Genomic DNA, 24776 nt, shown 5'->3' with positions numbered 1-24776 from the left:
CCGGGTGAAATCATGCCCTATCAGCTTTACGAATCATTACAGACAAGCCTTGCCCGTCTGACTATGTTGCTGGTACCGGGCAGGATGCATCGGGCATCGCAGCTCTCATAACAATAAAAGAGACGGACCCATGCAGAACTCGACCCAAGCGGCGAATGCCTGGCGCATTCTGTTCCTGCTGTTCCTGGCCAACCTGTTCAATTTCTTCGACCGTACCATTCCGGCGATCATCATCGAGCCGATCCGCATGGAATGGCACCTGAGCGACTTCCAGCTCGGCATCATCGGCACCGCCTTCACCATCGTCTACGCCATTGCCGGCCTGCCGCTCGGGCGACTCGCCGACACCGGCTCGCGCAGCAAACTGATGGGCTGGGGCCTGTTCGCCTGGAGCGGGCTGACGGCGGTCAACGGCATGGTTGGCAGCTTCTGGACGTTCCTGCTGGTGCGCATGGGCATTGGTATCGGCGAAGCCAGCTATGCGCCAGCGGCCAACTCGTTGATTGGCGACCTGTTCCCGGCACACCGCCGCGCGCGGGCCATGGGGATTTTCATGCTCGGCCTGCCGTTGGGGCTGTTGCTGGCGTTCTTCACCATTGGCGCGATGGTCAAGGCGTTCGACAGCTGGCGCGCACCGTTCTTTATTGCCGCGGTGCCAGGTCTGATCCTTGCGGTGTTCATGTTCTATATCAAGGAGCCCAAGCGCGGCGCGGCCGAAACCGTGCAGGTCTCCCAGGAGCGCGTCGATCGCCCGATTCGCCGCGTGCTGGCGGTGCCGACTTTCCTCTGGCTGGTGCTGGCCGGGCTGTGCTTCAACTTCGCCACCTATGCCTGCAACTCGTTTCTGGTGCCGATGCTGCAACGCTATTTCCTGATGCCGTTGCAGGAAGCGGCGGTCGCCACCGGGGTGATCGTCGGTATCACCGGTTTGATCGGCCTGACCCTGGGTGGCTGGATTGCCGACAAGATTCATCAGCGCGTCGCCAATGGCCGTCTGTTGTTCGCCGCGTTCAGCCTGATCATCTCCACCGTCACCACTGCCTGGGCCTTGCACGCGGGGCGGATCGAGATTGGCGTGTTCGTGGCGCTGTTCAGTGTCGGCTGGTTGTTTGCCTATAACTTCTACACCTGCGTGTACACGGCGATCCAGGACGTGGTCGAGCCGCGCCTGCGGGCGACGGCGATGGCATTGTTTTTTGCCGGGCTGTACCTGCTGGGCGGTGGCATGGGGCCAATTGTGGTGGGTGGTCTGTCCGATCACTTTGCCCATTCGGCGATGTATGCCGATGGGGCTGCGCAGATGACCGAAGCGTATAAAGCCGTGGGCTTGCATGACGCCATGTACTTGATCCCGGTGGCGCTGTTCCTGACCATGCTGTTTCTGTTCCAGGCCTCGCGCAGTTTTGTGCGTGATGCCCAGCGGATGAAGGATGGGTTGGGGGCGGTGGAGGTGCCTGCTTCGGCGGCGACGGCTTGAGACCGGGGTGACCCCTTCGCGGGCAAGCCCGCTCCCGTGGGAGCGGGCTTGCCCGCGATGAGGCAATTACAGGCTCCGATTTGCTCCAGTGTAAAAAAGGCCCGCATTGCGCGGGCCTTTTTTCAGCGGAGCAGGGCGGTCATCAACCCGCCACCAACACCCGGATCGCTTCCAGTCGCAGCGCCGCCTTGTCGAGCATGGCCAGGCCTTGCTCGCGTTGTTGGCGCAGGGCCACCAGTTCGCTGTCGCGTACGGTCGGGTTGACCGCTTGCAGCGCCGTCAGGCGCGACAGCTCTTCGTCAGTGTCTGCAGCCAGGCGGCGCTTGGCTTCGGCCACACGCTCGGCGTGGCGTGGGGTGATCTTCTCTTCACCGGCGTTGATCCGTGGCGTCAGTTGGTCGCGCTGGGCCTGGATAAACTTGTTGGCGCTGGCCCGTGGCACACTTTCCAGCTGGTCGTTCAGGGTTTCAAACGACACGCGGCTGGACAGGTCGTTGCCGTTGGCATCCAGCAGACAGCGCAGGGCGGCCGGCGGCAGGTAGCGGCCCAGTTGCAGCGAGCGCGGGGCAACCACTTCGCTGACGTAGAGCAGCTCCAGCAATACGGTGCCAGGCTTGAGCGCCTTGTTCTTGATCAGCGCCACGGCGGTGTTGCCCATCGAGCCGGACAGCACCAGGTCCATGCCGCCCTGCACCATCGGGTGTTCCCAGGTGATGAACTGCATGTCTTCGCGCGACAGCGCCTGGTTGCGGTCGTAGGTGATGGTCACGCCTTCGTCGTCGCCCAGGGGGAAGCTGGCGTCGAGCATTTTTTCGCTGGGCTTGAGGATCAGCGCGTTTTCCGAATGGTCTTCGCTGTCGATGCCGAACGCGTCGAACAGGGTTTCCATGTAGATCGGCAGGGCGAACTGGTCGTCTTGTTCGAGGATGGCCTCGACCAGCGCATCGCCTTCACCCGCACCGCCGGAGTTGAGCTCCAGCAAACGGTCGCGACCGGTGTGCAGTTCCTGCTCCAGGCGCTCGCGCTCGGCACGGGCCTCGTCGATCAAGGCTTGCCATTCGCCATCGTCGGCGTTTTCCAGCAGCGGCAGCAGGCGCGGGCCAAACTGGTGCTGCAAGGCGTTGCCGGTCGGGCAGGTGTTGAGGAAAGCGTTCAGCGCTTCGTTGTACCACTGGAACAGGCGCTCTTGCGGGCTGGTTTCCAGGTAGGGCACGTGCAGTTCGATCACATGTTTCTGGCCGATCCGGTCCAGACGGCCGATCCGCTGTTCCAGCAGGTCGGGGTGCGACGGCAGGTCGAACAGCACCAGGTGGTGGGAGAACTGGAAGTTGCGACCTTCACTGCCGATTTCCGAGCAGATCAGCACTTGTGCGCCGAACTCTTCATCAGCGAAGTAGGCGGCGGCACGGTCACGCTCGAGGATGTTCATGCCCTCGTGGAACACCGTGGCCGGGATGCCGGAGCGCACGCGCAGCGCGTCTTCCAGGTCCATCGCGGTTTCGGCGTGGGCGCAGATCACCAGGACCTTGGTGCGCTTGAGCATTTTCAGCTGGTCGATCAGCCACTCGACCCGTGGGTCGAAGCGCCACCAGCGGTTTTCTTCTTCGATGTCCGGCTGCGACTGGAAGCTGACTTCCGGGTACAGCTCGGCGTGCTCGCCCAGCGGCAATTCGAGGTATTCGTCCGGGTTCGGCAGCGGGTAGGCGTGCAGCTTGCGCTCCGGGAAGCCTTGCACCGCGGCGCGGGTGTTGCGAAACAGCACGCGGCCGGTGCCATGGCGGTCGAGCAGCTCGCGCACCAGGCGCGCGCTGGCTTCGGTGTCGCCATCGTTGACGGCGGTCAGCAGCGCTTCACCTTCGTTACCGAGGAAACCCTGGATGGTCTGGTGTGCGGCAGGCGACAGGCGGCCTTTATCCAGCAGCTCCTGCACGGCTTCGGCCACCGGGCGATAGTTCTCGCTCTCGGCGCGGAAGGCCAGCAGGTCGTGGAAGCGGTTCGGGTCAAGCAGGCGCAGACGCGCGAAGTGGCTGTCCTGGCCCAGCTGTTCCGGGGTCGCGGTGAGCAGCAGCACGCCCGGGATGACCTCGGCCAGTTGCTCGACCAGCGCGTACTCGGCGCTGGCCTTGTCTTCATGCCACACCAGGTGGTGGGCTTCGTCGACGACCAGCAGGTCCCAACCGGCTGCGAACAGCGCATCCTGGGCCTTCTCGTCGTCCACCAGCCACTCCAGGGCGACCAGCGCCAACTGGGTGTCTTCGAACGGGTTGGTAGCATCGCTCTCGATGAAACGTTCTTCGTCGAACAGCGCAACCTGCAGGTTGAAGCGGCGGCGCATTTCCACCAGCCACTGGTGCTGGAGGTTTTCCGGTACCAGGATCAGCACCCGGTTGGCGCGACCCGAGAGCAGCTGGCGATGGATCACCAGGCCGGCTTCGATGGTCTTGCCCAGGCCCACTTCGTCCGCCAGCAATACCCGCGGAGCGATACGGTCAGCGACTTCACGGGCGATGTGCAGTTGGTGCGCAATTGGTTGCGCACGCACGCCGCCCAGGCCCCACAGCGAAGACTGCAGTTGGCGGCTGGTGTGTTCCAGGGTGTGGTAACGCAGCGAGAACCAGGCCAGCGGGTCGATCTGCCCGGCGAACAGACGGTCGCTGGCCAGGCGGAACTGGATGAAGTTGGAGAGTTGGGTTTCCGGCAGGGTGACCTGCTCGTTCTGCCCATTGAGGCCGTGATACACCAGCAGGCCATCGACGTCGTCGACTTCCTGCACGGTCATTTTCCAGCCTTCGAAATGGGTGATGGAGTCCCCCGGCGAAAACCTCACGCGAGTGAGGGGCGCATTCCGTAGCGCATACTGGCGGGTGTCGCCAGTGGCCGGATAGAGCACGGTCAACAAGCGGCCGTCCTGTGCCAGAACGGTGCCTAACCCCAGCTCTGCTTCGCTGTCACTAATCCAGCGTTGCCCCGGTTGATACTGCTGCGCCATGCTGCCTGACTCCCGCCGTGAAAAAGCCGACTATCTTAACGGAACAAGGCCCCACGCCCAAGGACTCTGACAAAAACTACTCCGTTTGCGGCAGCGTCCGGAAGCCGAATCGACGGGTGGCAGGCACTTGCGAGTGTCGACTGGGTCACAGCTTGGCGAGTGCGTTCTCAAGTCGCCACGCGGCCCGCCGACAGCCTGTTGATCAGGAGAATAACTATTATGCTGCCACCCATGCTGCCCGTCAGCGTTGTGCCGGTCACTTCGCAACTCGACCCGGTACGCCAGAAGCCGGATATCCCGCCCGTGGTGCCAGTACAAGCGGGCTCCAACGAAAGCACGATCGACCTGAAAAAGGGCGATGCCGAGCAGTCGACCTTTCTGCTGCGTGAAGAGCAACGCCGCCAGCAGGAGCAGCAAAAACGCCGGCGCGAAGCCGACGAAGACCCGGAGCAGCACCTGGCGATTCCCGGCGACCTGCTCAATGCCGACAACACCGTGCCGGTGGCGCCGCTGATCGAAGATGCGCCGCGCCAGGGCTTGTGGGTGGACGTCGAGGTCTAGTCGCGCAACGCCTGCAATGCCGCCATCAACTGCGCGATGTCATCGTCGTTGTTGAGTGGGCTGACGGAGATCCGCGCGATGCTTGCCAGCCCGCGCGCCTGCATGTCCAACGGCGTGTAGGCCACGCCATTGGCACCGATATTGATGCGCTTCAAGGCCAGGCGGCGCTTGAGTTCGAAAGCGTCCCAGCCGTCCAGGTTAAAGGCGATCAGCCCTGATTGCGCAGTGCCCAGGTCATGCAGGGAAATACCCGGCATCTGACGCAAGGCCTGGCGAATTCGCTCACTGGTGTGTGCGATCCGTTCCCATACTTGCTCAAGCCCCAGTCGATTCATCTCCTGCAACGCGTTGCCCAGCCCCGCCAACAAGGCAAACGACACTTCGCTGGTTTCAAAGCGCCGGGCGTCGTTGCGCAGGTCGAAACCGTCTGCGCTCCATGGCGCCGAAAACACATCGCGCTGCGCCGGATTCAGGCGCGGTAAAAAGTCCGGGCGCACATACAGCAGCGCGGTGCCACGCGGCCCGCGCAGGTGCTTGCGCCCGGCGGACTTGAGCACATCGCACTGCAGCGCCTGCACATCCACCGGCACCTGGCCGACGGCTTGGCCGGCGTCGATGAAATAGGCAATGCCATGACGTCGGGCCACGGCGCCGATGGCTTCGGCGGGGTTGATCAGGCCACCGTTGGCCGGCAGCCAGGTCAGGTCGATCAGCCTGACGTGCGCATCGATCATCGACTCCAGCGCCAGCGGGCAGACCGCGCCGGAGGCATCGCAAGGGATGACTTCCACGCGCGCGCCGGCCTGCACCGCCAGGTCCATGCTGGCGAGGTTGCCCCCCCATTCATGGCGGCCGACCAGGATGCGATCACCCGGTTGCCACGGGCCCAGTGCCTGGAATGCCAGGCTCCAGGCGGCCGAGCCGCTGCTGGCGAAGGCGATCGACGCGGCGGGTGCGTTGAGCAATTGCGCGGCGGCGCGGCGGGCTTTTTCCACCAGCACGGCGCCATGCTCGCCGGCTTCCATGGGGCCATCACGGGCTTCGCGGTGCAGTTGATCGATAATCGCGTCGAGGGTCGCCTGGCTTGGCAGCGAGGCACCGGCGTGATTGAAATGCACGATGCCCGACTGGCAGCCGGGCGTGCTGTCGCGCAATTGCTGGACGTCGAGCGGGCTCACGGTTGCAGCTCGAAAATCGCGTCAACCTCCACGGCCACGCCGGCCGGCAGGCTGGAAACACCAACGGCGGTGCGCACATGCCGACCTTTTTCGCCGAGGGCATTGACCAGCAGGTTCGAGGCGCCGTTGGCAACCCCGCTCTGGCGCTGGAAATCGCCGCTGCTGGCAATGAATACACCCAAGCGCAAAATGCGCACCAGGCGCGACAGGTCATCACCCAGCGCATGGCTCAATTGTCCCAGCAGGCCCAGCGCCGCCAGCTCGGCTGCCTGGGCGCCTTCTTCATCGCTGAGGGATTCACCCAGGCGGCCGACGTAGGCGGGCTTGCCATCGACCATCGGGATTTGCCCGGAGACGAACAGTTGGTTCTGGCTGATCACATAGTTGATGTAGTTGGCCGCCGGTTGGCTCGGGGTCGGCAGCGTCAGGCCGAGGGCTTGCACGCGTTGGCGCAGGGAGTCGCTCATGATCCATCCTCCTGGGTTTAAGAGGTGCCAGCATGTTGGCCGAGGAGGGCGGCGACAAACGGATAGATCTCACCCGACGTATCGAAAAAACTCACGCGTCGCGGCAGGCTTCCAGCAGCCATTCGCTGAAGCACGCGGCGGCGTCACCAGCCGGGCCGGGCGGCGCGATCAGCCAGTAGCCGATGTCGCTGTGATACGGCGGCCAGTCGAAGGCTTCCACCAGGCTGCCGTCCTGGAGCCTGCGCTGGATCAGGCGATGACGGCCCATAGCGATGCCTTGGCCGGCCACGGCCGCTTCGACCACGATGTTGTAGTCATGCAGCATCACACGCGGGTGGCGGTCGAGGTCGACGTGGTAGTGCGCAGACCAATCCGTCCATTCGAAGGGGCGGTGCGAGGTGGCCATCAGCAGTGGACTGTCATGCATCGCTTTGAATGTCGGGCTGCACACCGGGGAGATGACTTCCGGCATCAGCCGCGTGGCCTGCACGTCGGGCCAGTCGCCTTTGCCATAGCGAATCGCCAGGTCGACCTCAGCGCCGGCCACGTCCGCCAGTTGAATCGCCGGTAACAGCTCCACCTGGATATGCGGGTAGCGGTTGAGAAACCCGGCCAGGCGCGGTGCCAGCCACAGCGTGGCAAAGGAGGCGAGCAGGCCGACACGCAGCACGGTGGTGCTGGGCGCTGTTTTTTGGGTGCGGGTCGCGGCGGCGATGGCGTCGAGGGCCGGGCGGATTTCGTCGTAGTACTGTTGGCCGTCAGTGGTCAGATCGATCGCGCGGGTGCGACGGATAAACAACGGTTTGCCCAGGTGCTGTTCCAACTTTTGCACCTGATGGCTGAGTGCACTCTGAGTCACCGACAACTCGCTTGCCGCCTTGATAAAACTCAAGTGCCGCGCCACGGCTTCAAAGGCGCGCAGGGCCAGCAGCGGGGGAAGGTCCTTGTGCAGTGCCACGTGAGCGCATCTCCTGGGGTGGATGGGAAGTGCCGATTTTGGGCGAAGGCCTGCATTTTGTCGCCCGCTCAATTGCCGTGAGGCGCTGGAGCCCGCATTATTGAGCGATTCCCGCCACGACGTAAGCCAAGCCATGAGTGAAGACGACAAGCTGATCGACCTGAACGCCGAACGTGCCAAGCGTGTGCATGACCTCAATGACAAGCGCCTGAATGAAGTGCGCCAAGCATTTGAGCAGGCCATGCCGCTGGGAAAAGCCAAGAAAAAACCGAAGAACAAACCGAAAAAGCGTTGAAACAACCTGCATCCGTTGATGCAGGTCAGTTATTGCCCTTCTTTACGCCCCGTCGCGGGCGACATTGATCCTCGTCAATTTTCCAATCCGCCTTCTCCATTAACTTAGCCCTATCGCAACAGGGCAAGTGCAGGAGGCCGGTCATGTTTATCGATAATGTGGTATTTGCCGGGGTGCTGACTGTCAGCCTCATGGTGCTGTTTTTTGTAGGGTTCGGGATTTTTATCTGGAAGGACGCTAATAAGCGTAAAGAACCGTAAGTCTTTCTGGATTACATGAGCACGCAAGGCATTTTGGGCGACTTCGGTCGCCCTTTTTTTTGTTTGTTTTTTGGCATGTCCACTATTGCGGGAATGGCTGAAATGGACCCCGCGTTTATTGCAGATTTGCTTTTGTGTGGGAGCTGGCTTGCCTGCGATGCAAACAACTCGGTCTTCCAGTGAGACCCAGCCGATGCCTTCGCAGGCAAGCCAGCTCCCACAGTTGAGCGTGTTCCTCCGCACTATTCGGGTCGGCTGTTGGGGCACCGTGCTATAGATCTTGATCCAAGGCGCCTTATCACAAGACAAAAAAAAGGCGCGATCCCAATCAAGGATCGCGCCTTTTTTTCCGAGGGCAGCCTGTCAGCTACCCAGCGCCTTGGAAGCCAACCAGAACAGCCCGGCCGACAGGCCCACGGTCGCCGGCAAGGTCAACACCCAAGCCATCAGGATGGTCTTCACGGTGCCGCCTTGCAGGCCGCTCTTGTTCGCGACCATGGTCCCGGCCACGCCCGACGACAGCACGTGGGTGGTCGATACCGGCAGGCTGAAGATGTTAGCCAGGCCAATCATGCTGGCGGTGGTGATCTGCGCCGACATGCCCTGGGCATAGGTCATGCCCTGCTTGCCGATCTTCTCGCCGATAGTCAGTACCACACGCTTCCAACCCACCATGGTGCCCAGGCCCAGGGCCAGTGCGACTGCGAGGATCACCCAGAACGGCGCGTATTCGGTGGTAGCGGTCAGGTCTTTGCGCAGCTTGTCGAGGTCGGCCTTGTCACGTGCCGACAGATTCGGCAGCTTGCCGACTTTCTTCGCGGTGTCGTCCAGGCAGAGCAAATACCGACGTACTTCAATGCGGTGATCGGCAGTCAACGAATGGTAATCGGAAACACCTTTCAAGGTGTTGACCAGCGCGTTGATGGTCGGCTCGGTCTGCTGCGGATTGCACTGGAACTTGCCAGGCAGGTCGTTCTGCACGCTTTTACCCAGGGCCAGGAACTCGCCGAGGGTGTCTTGATTACGCTGGTAGAACTGACTCAAATGCACCGTCGCGTCGCGGGTACGTTCGATCTGGTAAGTGGTGCTGCCGAGGTCGAGAACGAATTGCGCCGGCACGATGCCGATCAGCACCAGCATGATCAGGCCGATACCTTTCTGGCCATCGTTGGAACCGTGCACGAAGCTTACGGCCATGGCGGAAATCACCAGCACCAGGCGGTTCCAGAACGGCGGGTGTTTCTTGTCGTCGAGCTTGCGACGCTGGTCCGGGGTCTTGTGCATCTTCGACAGCGGGCGCCACCACTTCAGCGCAATCAGCACCAGGGCGGCAACGAGGAAACCGGCCATCGGCGAGAACACCAGGGATGCGCCGATATCGATCGCTTTCTGCCAGTTCACACCGTCAGCCAAGGGGATGTCGTTGATCAGCGCGTTGGCCAGGCCGACACCGAGGATCGAGCCGATCAGGGTGTGGGAGCTGGAAGCGGGGATCCCGAAGTACCAGGTGCCCAGGTTCCAGGTGATCGCCGCCGCCAATAAAGAGAAGACCATTGCCAGGCCATGGCCGGTATTCACATTGATCAGCAACTCCACCGGCAGCAAGTGCACGATGGCGTAGGCGACACCGACACCACCGAGCAACACGCCGAGGAAGTTGAACACCCCGGAGAAGAACACGGCCAGGTGCGGCGGCATGGCTTTGGTATAGATGACTGTGGCCACCGCGTTAGCGGTGTCATGAAAGCCATTGATGAACTCGAAGGCGAGGACAAAGGCCAGGGCGAGCAACAGGCTCACTAGAACCCAAGCATCCAGTCCGCTGAATAAATCGATCATGAAGGTTTTCTGACCCGGTCGTAAGGGGGCGCGATTATGCCAGAAAACCTCAGTAATCGATGCACTAGCTGCTCATCGGTAACAATCTTCATTGAAAAAGCCGCGGCAAAAGGCGCCCATCCCAGGGTTTTCGGGGGGTTGGCAAGTCTTTGATTTATAACGCGGAGGGTGCCAGGGGCAGGGTTTTTTGGCAAAAACCGCATGCCTGAAACATTTGTATGAAATTTCGCTCGCGGCAGTGGGATGCTAATAGCCGGCTGCTAGCTATGTGCCAGCAGCCTGGCGCAACCCGTGGCTCAAACCGAAGCGCTTATGGCTCTTCGGTTTTGAGTTCCTGTTCAATCTTTTGGATTTCCTGGGCAAATGCCTGGTCGAGCAGGCTGGCTCGTTTGCGCCATGGTTTGCGTTCAGGTTCAGGCTGGGCGGCGTAGGTGGTGATTTCCCCGCCGTAAACGTCCTTGTAACGTTGCTCCTGGCGCTCAAGTTCCGCGCGCAGTTCGTCTTTCGTCACATCGTTACCTAATTGAGTTGAGTAATTACATTGCAGCACGGTGCCTGAATGTCGCCCTCGGGCTCTTTCAAGTTAAACCGTTGCAGCGTTGAACTTGAAACAGGCACGAACGGCCATGGATTAATGCTGACATTCGAGGCAGGTAGTTGCGATCAACAATGCACGGCATCTGCATCATCTGGCCAGCTCCCGTCCCGACAGTGAAACCGGGCGGACCTGCGTACAGGGTGCATTATAGCGGCGCATTTGAATAACACTATCGGCATAAAGTTAAAAAGCGTCAACTTTGTGTGAGCGTTTTGTTACACGAGCGCGTCAGTGTTTGCATAAAAGTTGGCGTCATAAAATCCACCCCACTTCGGACGTTAAAACCCCGCCCAAACTTTAGTTGGTTGGTGGGCGGACCCGTCCACGGTCATGCAAAATTGCGATTATCGAATGAGCGTCCGATAATCGCCCAATGTTCCCGGTCGTGCCTTGTGCATCCCGGCCGGCGCGGCTTGTAATAGCAGTCAAACCCCCTTGCGGTTGACAATAAGAGAAAGGATCCCGACATGAACGATCAATTGCGCAACGCTTTCGCCTCAGTGGCGCCGCCGATCGTTGCCTCACCGGCCAAGCGTATCCAGGCCTTTACCGGTGATCCGGACTTCATGACCTCCCTGGCCCGTGGCCTGGCCGTGGTGCAGGCGTTCCAGGAACGCAAGCGTCACCTCACCATCGCCCAGATCAGCCATCGCACGGAAATCCCCCGCGCCGCCGTGCGCCGTTGCCTGCACACATTGATCAAGCTGGGCTACGCCACCACCGACGGGCGCACCTATTCGCTGCTGCCCAAGGTCCTGACCCTCGGCCATGCCTACCTGTCATCCACGCCACTGGCGGTATCGGCCCAGCCTTACCTGGATCGCATGAGCGAGCAGCTCCACGAAGCCTGCAACATGGCCACCCTCGAAGGGGACGACATCCTCTACATCGCGCGTTCGGCCACCACCCAGCGCCTGATCTCGGTGGACTTGTCGGTGGGCGGGCGCTTGCCGGCCTATTGCACCTCCATGGGCCGCATCCTGCTGGCCGCTCTGGACGATGCCTCCCTGCAGGATTACCTCGACCATGCCGACCTGCAAACCAAGACCAGCCGTACGCTGACCACCCCCGAAGCCCTGTTCGAATGCCTGCAACAAGTGCGTCAGCAGGGCTGGTGCATCGTCGATCAGGAATTGGAGCAAGGCCTGCGCTCCATCGCCGTGCCGGTGTATGACGCGTCCGGCCAGGTGCTGGCTGCGCTCAATGTCAGTACCCACGCCGGGCGGGTCAGCCGCAGCGAGCTGGAGCAGCGGTTCCTGCCGAGCATGCTGAGTGCGAGTCGGGATCTGAGCGCGCAGCTGTTTGCCTAACTGTTCGGTGACCGCACAGATCCCGGTTTGATCAATTGACGATGTTTCCCCTGGCTTATTACTGTGCGGCAGCGCTCTGAGCGCCGCCCAATAATAACGACGACCCCAGGCCGTCAGCCCGCCATCGGTGTGGAATAAAAATAATGAATCAGCCTTCTGTCGGTACCACGCTGGACGTCCAGTCCTTTATCAACGCCCAGCCGCTGTCACGCTACCAGTGGCGCGTGGTCATTCTGTGTTTCCTCATCGTATTCCTCGATGGCCTCGATACCGCGGCCATGGGCTTTATCGCGCCCGCGCTGTCCCAGGACTGGGGCATTGATCGCGCCAGCCTCGGCCCGGTGATGAGCGCCGCGTTGATCGGCATGGTCTTCGGTGCCCTGGGATCGGGGCCGCTGGCCGACCGGTTCGGGCGCAAGGTTGTGCTGGTCGGCGCGGTGTTGGTGTTTGGCGCATTCAGCCTGGCCTCGGCCTACAGCAGCAATGTCGACCAATTGCTGGTGCTGCGCTTCCTTACCGGGCTGGGCCTGGGCGCCGGCATGCCGAACGCGACGACGTTGCTGTCGGAGTACACCCCCGAACGCCACAAGTCGCTGCTGGTGACCAGCATGTTCTGCGGCTTCAACCTCGGCATGGCGGGTGGCGGGTTTATCTCGGCCAAGCTGATCCCGGCGTTTGGCTGGCACGCGTTGTTGATGATCGGCGGCATCCTGCCACTGATTCTCGTGGGGGTGCTGGTGCTGTGGTTGCCGGAGTCGGCGCGCTACCTGGTGGTGCGCAACCGTGGGACCGACAAGGTGCGTAAAACCCTGTCACCCATCGAGCCGACCATCGTCGCCCAGGCTACCCACTTCAGCGTGCCGGAGCAGAAAACCGTCAAGGCGCGCAACGTGTTTGCGGTGATCTTCTCCGGCACTTACAGCGCCGGCACCTTGCTGCTGTGGCTGACCTACTTCATGGGCCTGGTGATCGTGTACCTGCTGACCAGCTGGTTGCCGACCCTGATGCGTGACAGCGGCGCCAGCCTGGAGCAGGCCGCGTTTATCGGCGCGTTGTTCCAGTTTGGCGGGGTGTTGAGTGCAGTCGGGGTAGGGTGGGCGATGGACCGGTTCAACCCCCACAAGGTTATCGGCACTTTCTACCTGCTGGCCGGGGTGTTTGCCTACGCGGTGGGGCAGAGCCTGGGCAATATCACCTTATTGGCGACTTTGGTGCTGATCGCCGGGATGTGCGTCAACGGCGCGCAATCGGCGATGCCGTCCCTGGCGGCCCGTTTCTACCCGACGCAGGGGCGTGCCACCGGTGTGTCGTGGATGCTCGGTATCGGCCGCTTCGGTGCGATCCTCGGCGCGTGGATGGGCGCCACCTTGCTGGGCCTGGGCTGGAACTTCGAGCAGGTGCTGACCGCGCTGGTAATCCCGGCGGCGCTGGCTACGGCAGCCGTGGTCATCAAAGGCATGGTCAGCCACGCCGACGCCACCTGACCCGCCGTTGCAGGGGCGGGCGTGCCGGCGATGCGGGCGCCTCGGTCAATCATTGAGCGCGGTGATGCGTTCGCTGGCAAGCCCGCTCCTACAGGGGTGGGCGCTTCTGATGGCGTGTCGACGAGAAGATTAGCTAGACAACAATCCGTTCGATAATCGAACACTGAGTCGATTATCGGATTGTTCAGCCCATTTACCCGGCTTAATCTTCAAGCACTTCGGCGCCACCTCAGCGCCTTTTTCGATCCACACCGGGAGCCCGAACCCCATGGCTGAAATTCTTGCGCTGCGCGACGCGGTGAAGCAATTCGTGAACGACGGCGATACCGTCGCACTGGAAGGCTTCACCCACCTGATCCCTACGGCAGCGGGTCATGAAATCATTCGTCAGGGCAAGAAAGACCTGACGCTGGTGCGTATGACGCCTGACCTGATCTACGACCAGTTGATCGGCGCCGGCTGTGCGCGCAAGTTGATTTTCTCCTGGGGCGGCAACCCTGGCGTGGGCTCCTTGCACCGCCTGCGTGACGCGGTCGAGAAGCAATGGCCGCAACCCTTGGAAATCGAAGAACACAGCCACGCCGACCTGGCCAATGCCTACGTCGCCGGCGCCTCGGGCCTGCCGTTCGCGGTACTGCGTGCCTACGCCGGTTCCGACCTGCCCAAGGTCAACCCGCTGATCAAGACCGTGACCTGCCCGTTCACCGGCGAAGTACTGGCGGCGGTGCCGTCGGTGCGCCCGGACATCACTGTGATCCATGCACAGAAGGCCGACCGTAAGGGCAACGTGCTGCTCTGGGGCATTCTCGGGGTGCAGAAGGAAGCGGCCCTGGCGGCCAAGCGCTGCATCGTCACCGTCGAGGAAATTGTCGATGACCTCAACGCGCCGATGAACAGCTGCGTGTTGCCGACGTGGGCACTGACTGCTGTGTGCCATGTGCCTGGCGGCGCGCATCCTTCCTACGCGCATGGTTACAACGAGCGTGATAACCGCTTCTATCAGGCGTGGGACCCGATTGCCCGCGACCGTGCGACGTTTACCGCCTGGATCGACGAATACATCCACGGCACTGCCGACTTCAGTGAATTCCAGGCCAAGCTGGCCACCGTGCAGGAGGCCAAGTAATGGCTTACTCGACCAATGAAATGATGACCGTCGCCGCCGCGCGTCGCCTCAAGAACGGCTCCGTCTGCTTTGTGGGTATCGGCCTGCCGTCCAAGGCCGCCAACCTGGCGCGCCTGACTTCATCGCCCGACGTGGTGCTGATCTACGAGTCCGGCCCGATTGGCGCCAAGCCTTCGGTGTTGCCGCTGTCGATCGGTGATGGTGAGCTGGCGGAGACCGCCGACACGGTGGTGCCGACCGGTGAGATCTTTCGTTATTGGCTGCAGGGCGGGCGTATCGACGTCGGCTTTCTCGGCGCCGCCCAGGTCGACCGCTTTGGCAACATCAACACCACCGTGGTGGGCGATTACCACCAGCCCAAGGTGCGGCTGCCGGGGGCCGGCGGCGCACCGGAGATCGCAGGTTCGGCCAAGAGCGTGCTGATCATCCTCAAGCAGTCGTCGCGTTCGTTTGTCGACAAGCTGGACTTCATCACCTCGGTCGGCCACGGCGAAGGCGGCGATTCACGCAAACGCCTGGGCCTGCCAGGGGCTGGGCCTGTAGGGATCATTACCGACCTGTGCATCATGGAGCCGGAAGCGGGCACCCATGAATTTGTGGTCACCGCGCTGCACCCTGGCGTGACCCGCGAACAAGTCGTGGCCGCCACCGGTTGGGCGATTCGATTTGCCGACCAGGTCAGCACCACCGAGGAACCCACCGACGTCGAGTTGAGCGCCTTGCGTGACCTTGAAGCACGTACCGCCGCCGCCCATGGCCAAGCCCCTGGAGAAGCCTGATGCGCGAAGTATTTATCTGTGACGCCATTCGTACCCCCATCGGCCGTTTCGGCGGTGGCCTGTCTACCGTGCGCGCCGATGACCTCGCCGCGTTGCCGATCAAGGCACTGATCGAGCGCAACCCTTCGGTGGACTGGAACGCGGTCGACGAAGTCTTCCTCGGCTGCGCCAACCAGGCCGGTGAAGACAATCGCAACGTCGCGCGCATGGCCCTGCTGCTGGCGGGCCTGCCGGAAAGCATCCCTGGCGTGACCCTGAATCGCCTGTGTGCCTCGGGCATGGATGCCATCGGCACAGCGTTCCGTGCAATCGCCAGCGGTGAAATGGAGTTGGCGATTGCCGGGGGCGTCGAGTCGATGTCCCGTGCACCCTTCGTGATGGGCAAGGCCGACGCGGCGTTTTCGCGCAACATGAAGCTCGAAGACACCACCATCGGCTGGCGTTTTATCAACCCGTTGATGAAAGCCCAGTACGGCGTGGATGCAATGCCGCAGACCGCCGACAACGTCGCCGACGACTTCAACGTGTCCCGCGCCGACCAGGACGCGTTCGCCCTGCGTAGCCAGCAACGCACGGCCGCCGCCCAGGCTGCCGGGTACTTCGCCGAGGAAATCGTGCCGGTACGCGTTGCGCACAAAAAAGGCGAGACCGTGGTGGAGCACGATGAACACCCACGGGACACCACCCTCGATGCCCTGGCCAAACTCAAGCCGGTCAACGGCCCGGACAAGACCGTCACCGCCGGCAATGCCTCGGGCGTGAACGATGGCGCGGCAGCGCTGATCCTGGCCTCCGCCGACGCCGTGAAAAAACACGGCCTCACGGCCCGCGCCCGGGTGCTCGGCATGGCCAGTGCCGGCGTGGCACCACGCGTGATGGGCATCGGCCCGGTGCCGGCGGTGCGCAAGCTGGTGGAACGCCTGGGCCTGGCGGTCAGCGACTTCGACGTGATCGAACTCAACGAAGCCTTCGCCAGCCAAGGCCTGGCCGTGCTGCGTGAATTGGGGATTGCCGACGACGCGCCGCAGGTCAACCCGAACGGCGGCGCCATCGCCCTCGGCCATCCGCTGGGCATGAGCGGTGCGCGGCTGGTGTTGACGGCGCTGCATCAACTGGAAAAAACCGGCGGCAGCAAAGGCCTGGCGACGATGTGTGTCGGCGTCGGCCAAGGCCTGGCCCTGGCGATTGAACGCGTCTAATAAGAGAGGATTGCTCCATGAGTGACAAGCCCGGTTACCGGCGCCCGCAAGCGGGCACTCAACCTGATTACCTGCACCCGGCCTACCAGTCGACGAACCTGCGTTCGCCGTCCAAGCCCTTGGTGTTTCTGCCCCATTCGTTGTCGGAAATCACCGGCCCGACCATCGGCGCCGAGCGCGTCAATGCGCAGGACAACGACCTCACCGCCCAGCACGCCGGCGAACCGCTCGGTGAGCGCATCATCATTCACGGGCGTGTGCTGGATGAAAACGGCCAACCGGTGCCAGGCATCCTCGTGGAGATCTGGCAGGCCAACGCCGCCGGTCGCTACAACCACAAGCGCGACCTGCACGACGCGCCGCTGGACCCGAACTTCACGGGCACCGGCCGCACCGTCACCGACGCCGAAGGCTGGTACCAGTTCCAGACCATCAAGCCCGGCGCCTATCCGTGGGGCAACCACCACAATGCGTGGCGCCCGGCGCATATCCACTTTTCACTGTTCGGCCCGAGCGTGCTGACGCGCCTGGTCACACAGATGTATTTCCCCGGCGACCCGCTGCTGGAGTACGACCCGATCTACAACTGCGTGCCGGACACCTCGGCCAAGCAGCGCCTGATCGCCCGCTTCGACCTGGAAAAAACCATTCCTTCCTATGCCCTCGGCTACCGCTGGGACATCGTCCTGCGCGGCCGCGACGCCACGCCGATGGAGAAATGAGATGACACTCACTGCGACCACGTCCCACACCGTCGGGCCGTATTACCACATCGGCCTGACCTGGCTGAACCGCGAAGACCTCACCGTGCCCGCCACCCTCGGCGAGCGCGTGGCGATCAGCGGGCAGGTGGTGGATGGCAACGGCGATGTCGTCAACGACGCCATGCTGGAAGTCTGGCAGGCGAATGCCGCCGGCAAGTACGACCATCCCGAGGATGAGCAGGACAAGGCTGTCGACCCCAACTTTGAAGGCTTTGGCCGGGTGCCGGTGGATGCCGAAGGGCGGTTTCGTTTTACCACCATCAAGCCAGGTGCCGTTCCGGGCTTGAAGGGCACGACCCAGGCGCCGCATTTGGTGGTGCTGGTATTCGCGCGTGGGCTGGTGAAGCACCTGCTGACGCGGATTTACTTTGACGGCGAGGCGCTGAACGGGGATGACGCGCTGCTGGCGTGTGTGCCCCAGGAGCGGCGGCGCACGCTGATCGCCAAGGCGGATGCGGCGGGTGTGTATCAGTGGAATGTGATTTTGCAAGGCACAGACGAAGAGACCGTGTTTTTTGATTATTGAGTTGGCTTGAGATTTTTCGCCGGCAAGCCAGCTCCCACAGTGGGATGCGTTCCACATGTGGGCGCCGGGCTTGCCGGCGATGAGGCCGGTTCAGGCAACTGCTGTGCAAAAGTCTGCTTGCGGAACATGGTTGTTGCAAAGTATGTCTAGGCTATAACCGTTCCCACTGAGTGAAAAAAACATGACAACAAAAACCAGCCACTACACCGGAGAAGAACGCAGCAAACGGATTTTTGCGATCGTCGGTGCGTCTTCCGGCAACCTCGTCGAATGGTTCGACTTCTACGTCTATGCCTTCTGCGCCATCTACTTTGCCCCGGCGTTTTTCCCGTCGGACGACCCCACGGTCCAACTGCTCAACACCGCTGGTGTCTTTGCCGCCGGCTTCCTGATGCGACCTATCGGCGGCTGGCTGTTTGGCCGGGTGGCCGACAAGCATGGTCGCAAGAATTCGATGATGATCTCGGTGCTGATGATGTGCGCCGGCTCGCTGGTGATCGCCTTCCTGCCCACCTACAAAGACATCGGCGCCTGGGCGCCGGCGTTGCTGCTGGTGGCGCGGTTGTTCCAGGGCTTGTCGGTCGGTGGCGAATACGGCACCACCGCGACCTACATGAGTGAAGTCGCGCTCAAGGGCCAACGTGGCTTCTTTGCCTCGTTCCAATACGTGACGCTGATCGGCGGGCAACTGCTGGCAGTGCTGGTGGTGGTCATCCTGCAGCAACTGCTCAGCGAAGACGAACTGCGGGCGTGGGGCTGGCGGATTCCGTTCGTGATCGGTGCGGTTGCAGCCGTGATCTCCCTGCTGCTGCGTCGCACCCTCAAGGAAACCACCAGCAAGGAAACCCGCCAGGACAAGGACGCCGGCAGCATCGCCGCGCTGTTCCGTGACCACAAGGCTGCGTTTATCACCGTGCTTGGCTACACCGCCGGCGGCTCGCTGATTTTCTACACCTTTACCACCTACATGCAGAAGTACCTGGTGAACACCGCCGGGATGCACGCCAAGACTGCCAGCTACATCATGACCGGCGCGCTGTTCCTCTACATGTGCATGCAGCCGCTGTTCGGCATGCTGGCCGACAAGATCGGTCGCCGTAACTCGATGCTGTGGTTCGGCGCGCTGGGCACGCTGTGCACGGTGCCGATCCTGCTCAGCCTGAAAACCGTCAGCAGCCCGTTCCTGGCCTTTGTGCTGATCACCCTGGCCCTGGCCATCGTGAGCTTCTACACCTCGATCAGCGGCCTGGTGAAAGCCGAAATGTTCCCGCCACAAGTGCGCGCCCTCGGCGTGGGCCTGGCCTATGCGGTGGCCAACGCGATCTTCGGCGGTTCGGCGGAGTACGTGGCCCTGGGGCTCAAATCCATGGGCATGGAAAACACCTTCTATTGGTATGTCACCGGCATGATGGCGGTGGCCTTCCTGTTCAGCTTGCGCCTGCCGAAACAGGCGGCGTATTTGCACCACGATTTGTAAGGGACCGTTATGACGCTGCGCACGAGCAATCAATTGTTCGACGCCTACTTCACCGCTGACAGCATGGCCGAGGTGTTCTGCGATCAGGGGCGCCTGCAGGGCATGCTCGATTTCGAAGCGGGCCTGGCCCGTGCCGAAGCGCGGGTCGGCTTGATTCCGCACGCCGCCGTTGCCCCGATTGCCCAGGCCTGCCTGGCGTCGCGGTACGACGTGGACGCCCTCGGCGTGGCGATTGCCACGGCGGGGAATTCGGCCATTCCGTTGGTGAAGGCGCTGGGCAAGTTGATCGCCAGTGAGGATGCCGGGGCCGAGCGTTATGTGCATCTGGGCGCGACCAGCCAGGACGTGATGGACACCGGCCTGGTCCTGCAAATACGCCAGGCGCTGGCGTTGATCGAAGCTGACCTGGCGCAACTGGGCGGCGTGCTGGCCGCGCAGGCGCAGCGTTATGCCGGCGTGCCGTTAGCTGGGCGCACCTGGTTGCAGCATGCGACACCGGTCACGTTGGGAATGAAAATCGCCGGTTGGCTGGGGGCAGTGACGCGCAGTCGGCAACGTCTCGCCGAGCTGAAACCGCGTCTGCTGGTGCTGCAATTTGGCGGTGCGTCCGGCACTTTGGCGGCGCTCGGTGAACAGGCGATGCCGGTCGCCGAGGCCTTGGCTGCCGAATTGCAGCTGGGCCTGCCCGAACAACCCTGGCATACCCAGCGCGACCGTTTGGTGGAATTTGCCAGTGTGCTCGGCCTGATCGCCGGCAGCCTCGGCAAGCTGGGGCGTGATATCAGCCTGCTGATGCAGACCGAGGCGGCGGAAGTCTTCGAGCCGTCGGCACCGGGCAAGGGCGGTTCCTCGACCATGCCGCACAAACGCAACCCGGTGGGCGCCGCCGTACTGATCAGCGCGGCGACCCGTGTACCTGGCCTGGTGGCGACACTGTTCAGCGCCATGCCCCAGGAACACGAGCGCAGCCTGGGCCTGTGGCACGCCGAGTGGGAAACCCTGCCGGAGATTTGCCGGTTGGTCTCCGGAGCGCTGCACCAGGCCTTGCTGGTGAGCGAGGGGTTGGAGGTCAATCCTGAGCGCATGGCGCAGAACCTCGACCTGACCCAGGGCCTGGTGCTGGCCGAAGCCGTGAGCATCGTGCTCGCCCAACGCCTGGGGCGCGAGACCGCCCACCACCTGCTCGAGCAATGCTGTAAACGCGCGGTCGCCGAGGGACGTCACTTGCGTGCGGTGCTGGCGGACGAGCCGCAAATCACCCACGAACTGTCCGCCGCTGAACTCGACCGCCTGCTCGACCCGGCCCACTACCTGGGCCAGGCGCACACCTGGGTGACCCGCGCCGTCACCGAACATTTTGCCTTGACCGCCTGAGGAGAACGCTGTGGCTTTTGTGCAACTCGCCGAGGGCGAACTGCATTACCAATTGGATGGACCTGCGGAGGCACCCGTGTTGGTGCTGTCCAACTCGCTGGGCACTGACCTGCACATGTGGGACATCCAGATCCCGGCTTTCACCAGGCATTTTCGCGTGTTGCGTTTCGATACCCGTGGCCATGGCAAATCCCTGGTCACCGAGGGGCCCTACAGCATCGAGCAACTGGGGCGCGACGTGATTGCGCTGCTGGACGCGCTGGATATCCAGCGGGCGCATTTCTGTGGGCTGTCGATGGGCGGCTTGATCGGCCAATGGCTCGGCATCCATGCCGGCGAGCGCCTGCAGCGCCTGGTGGTGTGCAACACCGCCGCCAAGATCGGCACGCCGGACATCTGGAACCCGCGCATCGAGATGGTCCTGCGCGATGGCGCGGCGGCGATGGTAGCGTTGCGCGATGCATCGATTGCGCGCTGGTTCACCGCCGATTTCGCTGCGGCCAACCCGCACCAGGCCCAGCAGATCACCGACATGCTCGCGGCGACCTCGCCCGAAGGCTACGCGGCCAATTGTGCGGCGGTGCGCGACGCCGATTTCCGCGAGCAACTGGCCTTGATCAAAGTGCCGACCCTGGCGATTGCCGGCACCGAAGATGCCGTCACGCCACCGGCCGGCAGCCACTTTATCCAGAGCCATGTGCAGGGCGCCGAATACGCTGAGTTCTATGCTGCGCACCTGTCCAATGTGCAGGCGGGTGCGGCGTTCAGTGAGCGGGTGCTGGAGTTTCTGCGGGCGCATTGAACCTGTGGTGAGCGGGATTGCCCCCGCGTTGGGGGGCGAAGCGGGCTGGGGTCAGTCAGTGCGTTTTTTTCGATGGACCTTGTCGCAGGTTTTGGGGCTGCTGCGCAGCCCAACGCGGGGCAAGCCCGCTCGCCACAACAAGCCCACTAGCCACAACAAGCCCATTAGCCACAATTAAGTCGGCTCAGCAAAACAAGCCTGCTCAGCAAGACAAGTGTGCTGGCTACGGCAGGTGCGTTTGCCACGGTGGGGCGAGCCTTTATTACATTCAGTCGGGAGTATTTTTGTGGATGAGAAACAACGTTATACCGATGGCCTGCAGGTACGCCGCGAGGTCCTGGGTGATGCGCACGTCGACCGCAGCCTCAATGCCCTGACCGAGTTCAACAGTGAGTTCCAGGAAATGATCACCCGCCACGCCTGGGGTGACATCTGGACCCGCCCGGGGCTGCCGCGGCACACCCGCAGCCTGATCACCATCGCCATGCTGATCGGCATGAACCGCAGCGAAGAACTCAAGCTGCACCTGCGCGCCGCGGCCAGCAATGGCGTGACCCGCGCCGAGATCAAGGAAGTGCTGATGCAGAGCGCGATTTACTGCGGCATACCGGCGGCGAACGCGACGTTTCACCTGGCTGAGTCGGTGTGGGATGAACTGGGTGTCGAGTCGCGGGATCAGGCCTGAACACAGACTCCGCGACGCAGCGGGGGGCGGTAAAATGGGAGGTTGAGTGTTTCAGCTATGCTGACGGGGAGTAGCGGCTTATTCCTACAGCTCCTAAGGGGCGTCGTGTTTATCCTGCGCTACGGATCTTCCTATCCGACCTGAGCCCCGGCCCTAATGAAATTACTGCTGCATCCCGCCAGGGTTGTCGCCTTGGTGTTCCTGGCCGCGATAGGGGTCGGAACCTTCATTCTGATGCAGCCGATTTCCCATGCCGAGGGGAGCGCCGTCCCGTGGGCGACGGCCTTCTTTACGGCGGTATCGGCCGTCTGTGTGACCGGGTTGGTGGTGGTGGATACGGGTACGTACTGGTCGACCTTCGGCCAGTCGGTGATTCTGCTGCTGTTCCAGCTTGGCGGTTTCGGCATCATGACGGTGGCGACCCTGCTTGGCCTCATGGTTAACAGCCGGTTGCGCCTGCGCACCAAGATGGTCGCACAGTTGGAGTCGCGCTCATTGGGGGTGGGCGACATTGCCGGCGTGGCCAAACTGGTGCTGGTGGTGACGTTCGCCTTGGAGCTCATCACGACCGTGTGGCTCACCTTAAGGTTGCATTGGGGCTATGGCCAGTCATGGGCCGATGCGGCTTGGAGCGGCCTGTTTCATGCCGTATCGGCGTTCAACAACGCAGGGTTCTCGATTTATCCCGACAGCCTGATGCATTACGCCACGGATACCTGGATTCTGTTGCCTGTGATGGCCGCCATCATTATCGGCGGCATTGGCTTTCCCGTGCTGTATGACCTGCGCAGCCGGTTCAACCATCCTCATCGCTGGTCGCTGCATACCAAGCTCACCTTGTCTGGCACGGCGATCTTGCTGGTGGTCGGGTTTTTCACGCTGTTGCTGTTCGAGTGGGACCATTCCACCACCCTTGGCCCGATGGCCGTGACCGATAAAGTGTTATCGGCAGCATTTGCTTCCGTGTCCGCGCGTACCGCCGGGTTCAATTCGATCGACATGGGGGCACTGACCCCGGAAAGCTGGGCGGTGCATTACTTTCTGATGTTCGTCGGCGGCGGCAGTGCAGGCACTGCGGGCGGGGTGAAAGTCGGTACTGTGGCGATCCTGGTCTTGCTGGTGATTGCTGAAATTCGTGGGCACAGTGATTGCGAGGCCTTTGGCCGGCGAGTCGGCGCTGCGGCCCAGCGTCAAGCGATAACCGTGCTGGTCCTGAGCAGCGCCCTGATCGTGTTGGCAACGCTCTTTATCCTGCGTGAAACCGCGTTGCCCACAGACCAGGTCATCTTCGAAGTCATCTCGGCGTTTGGTACCGTCGGCTTGTCCACCGGTATCACCGCCGAGCTACCCACCTCAAGCCAACTGGTGTTGACGCTGCTGATGTTCGCCGGACGGGTGGGCACTATCACGCTGGCGGCGTCACTGGCCTTGGGCAAGCACCGTATGCCCTACCGTTACCCAGAGGAGCATCCCATTGTTGGCTAACTTTCTATTTTCAGAGAAGTTCTCATTTGCCAAGGGCGACAGCGTGGTGGTAATCGGTCTGGGCCGCTTCGGCGGCTCGGTGGCCCAATCGCTGATGCGGCTGGGGCACGACGTGATGGGCATCGACCGCGACGCGGCACCGGTTCATGAGTGGGCTGACCTGCTGACGCATGCGGTGCAGGCCGACTCCACCAACCAGCAGGTGTTACGCCAACTGGGCGTTGCCGACTTTGCCCATGCCATCGTGGGCATCGGCACCGACCTGGCCGCCAGCCTGTTGACCATCATGACGCTGACCGAACTGGGGATCCCGGATATCTGGGTCAAGGCCCGAACAGCCGAGCACGGGCAGATAGCCCAACGCATTGGCGCTCACCACGTTGTCTATCCAGAGAAGGAAATGGGTGAGCGTGTGGCTCACCTCATTACCGGGCGGATGATTGATTTCATCGAGTTCGACGACGGTTTCGCCATCGCCAAGATTCATTCGCCCGTGTCGAGCCACAACAGCACGCTGGCCGATGGGCAAATCCGCGAAAAATTCGGCGTGACGGTCGTAGGGTTGAAGCGCGCCAGTCAAGATTTTCAGCATGCCACCCCGGGTACGCAGGTACTGCCGGGGGATCTGCTGATCGTGTCTGGGCCGACTCATCTGATTCAAAAATTTGCCGGCCATTCGACATAGGCCGGGAGTCGTGTTGCAGGTAAGCCTGTGGTGAGTGGGCTTGCCGCGTTGGTTTGCGAAGCGGGGGTGAGTCAGTCAGTGCGTTTGTTCAGGTGAATCAGTTTGCCTGGATTTGGGGCTGCTGCGCAGCCCAACGCGGGGCAAGCCCGCTCGCCACAACAAGCCCGCTCGCCACAATAAGTCCGCTCAGCAAAACAAGCCTGCTGGCTACGGCAAGTGCGTTTGCCACAGTGGGGCGAGCCTTTATCACGTTCAGTCGGGAGTGTTTTTGTGGGTGAGAAACACCGTTATGCCGATGGCCTGCAGGTGCGCCGCGAAGTACTGGGGGATGCGCATGTCGACCGCAGCCTCGATGCCCTGACCGAGTTCAACAGTGGGTTCCAGGAAATGATCACCCGCCACGCCTGGGGTGACATCTGGACCCGCCCGGGCCTGAGGCGGTCGAGCCGGCTCAGGCC

23 protein-coding genes and 1 pseudogene are annotated in these 24776 nt (G+C 62.3%); 18 read left to right on the top strand and 6 right to left on the bottom strand.

What is annotated here, in order from left to right:
- The first annotated feature begins 130 nt into the window (after positions 1-130).
- The gene (locus AC07SI_RS22350; RefSeq protein ID WP_065902939.1) at positions 131-1477 is read left to right on the top strand and encodes a spinster family MFS transporter; all 1347 of its coding nucleotides are present in this window, start codon (positions 131-133) and stop codon (positions 1475-1477) included.
- Positions 1478-1619: 142 nt separating this feature from the next.
- On the opposite strand, the gene rapA is transcribed toward AC07SI_RS22350, so the two are convergent.
- The gene (gene rapA, locus AC07SI_RS22345) at positions 1620-4466 is read right to left on the bottom strand and encodes an RNA polymerase-associated protein RapA (RefSeq protein ID WP_495006525.1); all 2847 of its coding nucleotides are present in this window, start codon (positions 4464-4466) and stop codon (positions 1620-1622) included.
- Between the two features lie 219 nt (positions 4467-4685).
- On the opposite strand from rapA, the gene AC07SI_RS22340 reads away from it, so the two are divergent.
- Positions 4686-5027: an aspartate-semialdehyde dehydrogenase gene (locus tag AC07SI_RS22340; protein WP_065902935.1), complete on the top strand. Its 342-nt coding sequence runs from the start codon at positions 4686-4688 to the stop codon at positions 5025-5027.
- Here AC07SI_RS22340 and AC07SI_RS22335 read toward each other — a convergent pair.
- From AC07SI_RS22335 to AC07SI_RS22325, 3 genes are all read right to left on the bottom strand, one after another.
- Positions 5024-6205: an aminotransferase class V-fold PLP-dependent enzyme gene (locus AC07SI_RS22335; protein ID WP_495006524.1), complete on the bottom strand. Its 1182-nt coding sequence runs from the start codon at positions 6203-6205 to the stop codon at positions 5024-5026. The genes AC07SI_RS22340 and AC07SI_RS22335 overlap by 4 nt on opposite strands.
- Positions 6202-6672: a RidA family protein gene (locus AC07SI_RS22330; RefSeq protein ID WP_065902931.1), complete on the bottom strand. Its 471-nt coding sequence runs from the start codon at positions 6670-6672 to the stop codon at positions 6202-6204. Before AC07SI_RS22330 ends, AC07SI_RS22335 begins: the two co-directional genes overlap by 4 nt.
- A gap of 91 nt (positions 6673-6763) precedes the next feature.
- Positions 6764-7630, bottom strand: a complete 867-nt coding sequence (locus AC07SI_RS22325; protein ID WP_065902930.1) for a LysR substrate-binding domain-containing protein — start codon at positions 7628-7630, stop codon at positions 6764-6766.
- 100 nt (positions 7631-7730) lie between these two features.
- Here AC07SI_RS22325 and AC07SI_RS22320 point away from each other — a divergent pair, with 100 nt between their 5' ends.
- Both AC07SI_RS22320 and ccoM read left to right on the top strand, forming a co-directional pair.
- Positions 7731-7925 (top strand): hypothetical protein, encoded by a 195-nt coding sequence (locus tag AC07SI_RS22320; RefSeq protein WP_106804916.1) that lies wholly within the window; start codon positions 7731-7733, stop codon positions 7923-7925.
- A 143-nt stretch (positions 7926-8068) separates the two neighbouring features.
- Positions 8069-8185 carry a cytochrome c oxidase subunit CcoM gene (ccoM, locus tag AC07SI_RS22315; protein WP_276145525.1) on the top strand — a complete coding sequence of 39 codons (117 nt, stop codon included), beginning with the start codon at positions 8069-8071 and terminating at the stop codon, positions 8183-8185.
- Between the two features lie 363 nt (positions 8186-8548).
- Here ccoM and AC07SI_RS22310 read toward each other — a convergent pair whose 3' ends face one another.
- Both AC07SI_RS22310 and AC07SI_RS22305 read right to left on the bottom strand, forming a co-directional pair.
- Complete coding sequence (locus AC07SI_RS22310; RefSeq protein ID WP_065902928.1) at positions 8549-10024, bottom strand: inorganic phosphate transporter; 1476 nt, start codon at positions 10022-10024, stop codon at positions 8549-8551.
- 310 nt (positions 10025-10334) lie between these two features.
- Positions 10335-10535, bottom strand: coding sequence for a hypothetical protein (locus AC07SI_RS22305; protein ID WP_057701255.1), 201 nt, complete (start codon positions 10533-10535; stop codon positions 10335-10337).
- A 554-nt stretch (positions 10536-11089) separates the two neighbouring features.
- Here AC07SI_RS22305 and pcaR point away from each other — a divergent pair.
- The 14 genes and pseudogenes from pcaR to AC07SI_RS22235 all read left to right on the top strand — a co-directional run.
- On the top strand, positions 11090-11932 hold the full coding sequence (pcaR, locus tag AC07SI_RS22300; protein WP_065902926.1) for a pca regulon transcriptional regulator PcaR: 843 nt from the start codon (positions 11090-11092) through the stop codon (positions 11930-11932).
- A 143-nt stretch (positions 11933-12075) separates the two neighbouring features.
- Positions 12076-13416 carry a 4-hydroxybenzoate transporter PcaK gene (gene pcaK, locus AC07SI_RS22295; protein WP_065902923.1) on the top strand — a complete coding sequence of 447 codons (1341 nt, stop codon included), beginning with the start codon at positions 12076-12078 and terminating at the stop codon, positions 13414-13416.
- Positions 13417-13684: 268 nt separating this feature from the next.
- Positions 13685-14542 carry a CoA transferase subunit A gene (locus tag AC07SI_RS22290; protein ID WP_065902921.1) on the top strand — a complete coding sequence of 286 codons (858 nt, stop codon included), beginning with the start codon at positions 13685-13687 and terminating at the stop codon, positions 14540-14542.
- Positions 14542-15321: a CoA-transferase subunit beta gene (locus tag AC07SI_RS22285; RefSeq protein ID WP_065902919.1), complete on the top strand. Its 780-nt coding sequence runs from the start codon at positions 14542-14544 to the stop codon at positions 15319-15321. The genes AC07SI_RS22290 and AC07SI_RS22285 overlap by 1 nt, the downstream gene beginning before the upstream one ends.
- The gene (pcaF, locus tag AC07SI_RS22280) at positions 15318-16520 is read left to right on the top strand and encodes a 3-oxoadipyl-CoA thiolase (RefSeq protein ID WP_177410378.1); all 1203 of its coding nucleotides are present in this window, start codon (positions 15318-15320) and stop codon (positions 16518-16520) included. Before AC07SI_RS22285 ends, pcaF begins: the two co-directional genes overlap by 4 nt.
- A 17-nt stretch (positions 16521-16537) precedes the next feature.
- Positions 16538-17242 (top strand): protocatechuate 3,4-dioxygenase subunit beta, encoded by a 705-nt coding sequence (gene pcaH / locus AC07SI_RS22275; protein WP_106804910.1) that lies wholly within the window; start codon positions 16538-16540, stop codon positions 17240-17242.
- Between the two features lies 1 nt (position 17243).
- A complete protein-coding gene (pcaG, locus tag AC07SI_RS22270; protein WP_106804909.1) occupies positions 17244-17810 on the top strand; it encodes a protocatechuate 3,4-dioxygenase subunit alpha in 567 nt (188 codons plus the stop codon).
- Between the two features lie 181 nt (positions 17811-17991).
- Entirely contained in the window at positions 17992-19287 is a 1296-nt protein-coding gene (locus AC07SI_RS22265) for an MFS family transporter (protein ID WP_065902911.1), read from the top strand.
- 9 nt (positions 19288-19296) lie between these two features.
- Positions 19297-20661 carry a 3-carboxy-cis,cis-muconate cycloisomerase gene (locus AC07SI_RS22260; RefSeq protein ID WP_213552343.1) on the top strand — a complete coding sequence of 455 codons (1365 nt, stop codon included), beginning with the start codon at positions 19297-19299 and terminating at the stop codon, positions 20659-20661.
- Between the two features lie 10 nt (positions 20662-20671).
- Entirely contained in the window at positions 20672-21463 is a 792-nt protein-coding gene (pcaD, locus tag AC07SI_RS22255; protein ID WP_495006523.1) for a 3-oxoadipate enol-lactonase, read from the top strand.
- A 286-nt stretch (positions 21464-21749) separates the two neighbouring features.
- Positions 21750-22148 (top strand): 4-carboxymuconolactone decarboxylase, encoded by a 399-nt coding sequence (gene pcaC, locus AC07SI_RS22250; protein ID WP_282396654.1) that lies wholly within the window; start codon positions 21750-21752, stop codon positions 22146-22148.
- A 156-nt stretch (positions 22149-22304) separates the two neighbouring features.
- Complete coding sequence (locus AC07SI_RS22245) at positions 22305-23633, top strand: TrkH family potassium uptake protein (RefSeq protein ID WP_495006522.1); 1329 nt, start codon at positions 22305-22307, stop codon at positions 23631-23633.
- Positions 23623-24318 (top strand): potassium channel family protein, encoded by a 696-nt coding sequence (locus AC07SI_RS22240; RefSeq protein ID WP_201143679.1) that lies wholly within the window; start codon positions 23623-23625, stop codon positions 24316-24318. The genes AC07SI_RS22245 and AC07SI_RS22240 overlap by 11 nt, the downstream gene beginning before the upstream one ends.
- 270 nt (positions 24319-24588) lie before the next feature.
- Positions 24589-24768, top strand: a pseudogene (locus AC07SI_RS22235) (carboxymuconolactone decarboxylase family protein); the annotation flags it as partial.
- Positions 24769-24776 lie beyond the last annotated feature (8 nt).

This window comes from Pseudomonas sp. GW821-FHT05D12 (assembly GCF_059419825.1).
Note: the sequence above shows the minus strand (reverse complement) of the source record. Positions and strands in the feature narration are given on the sequence as shown.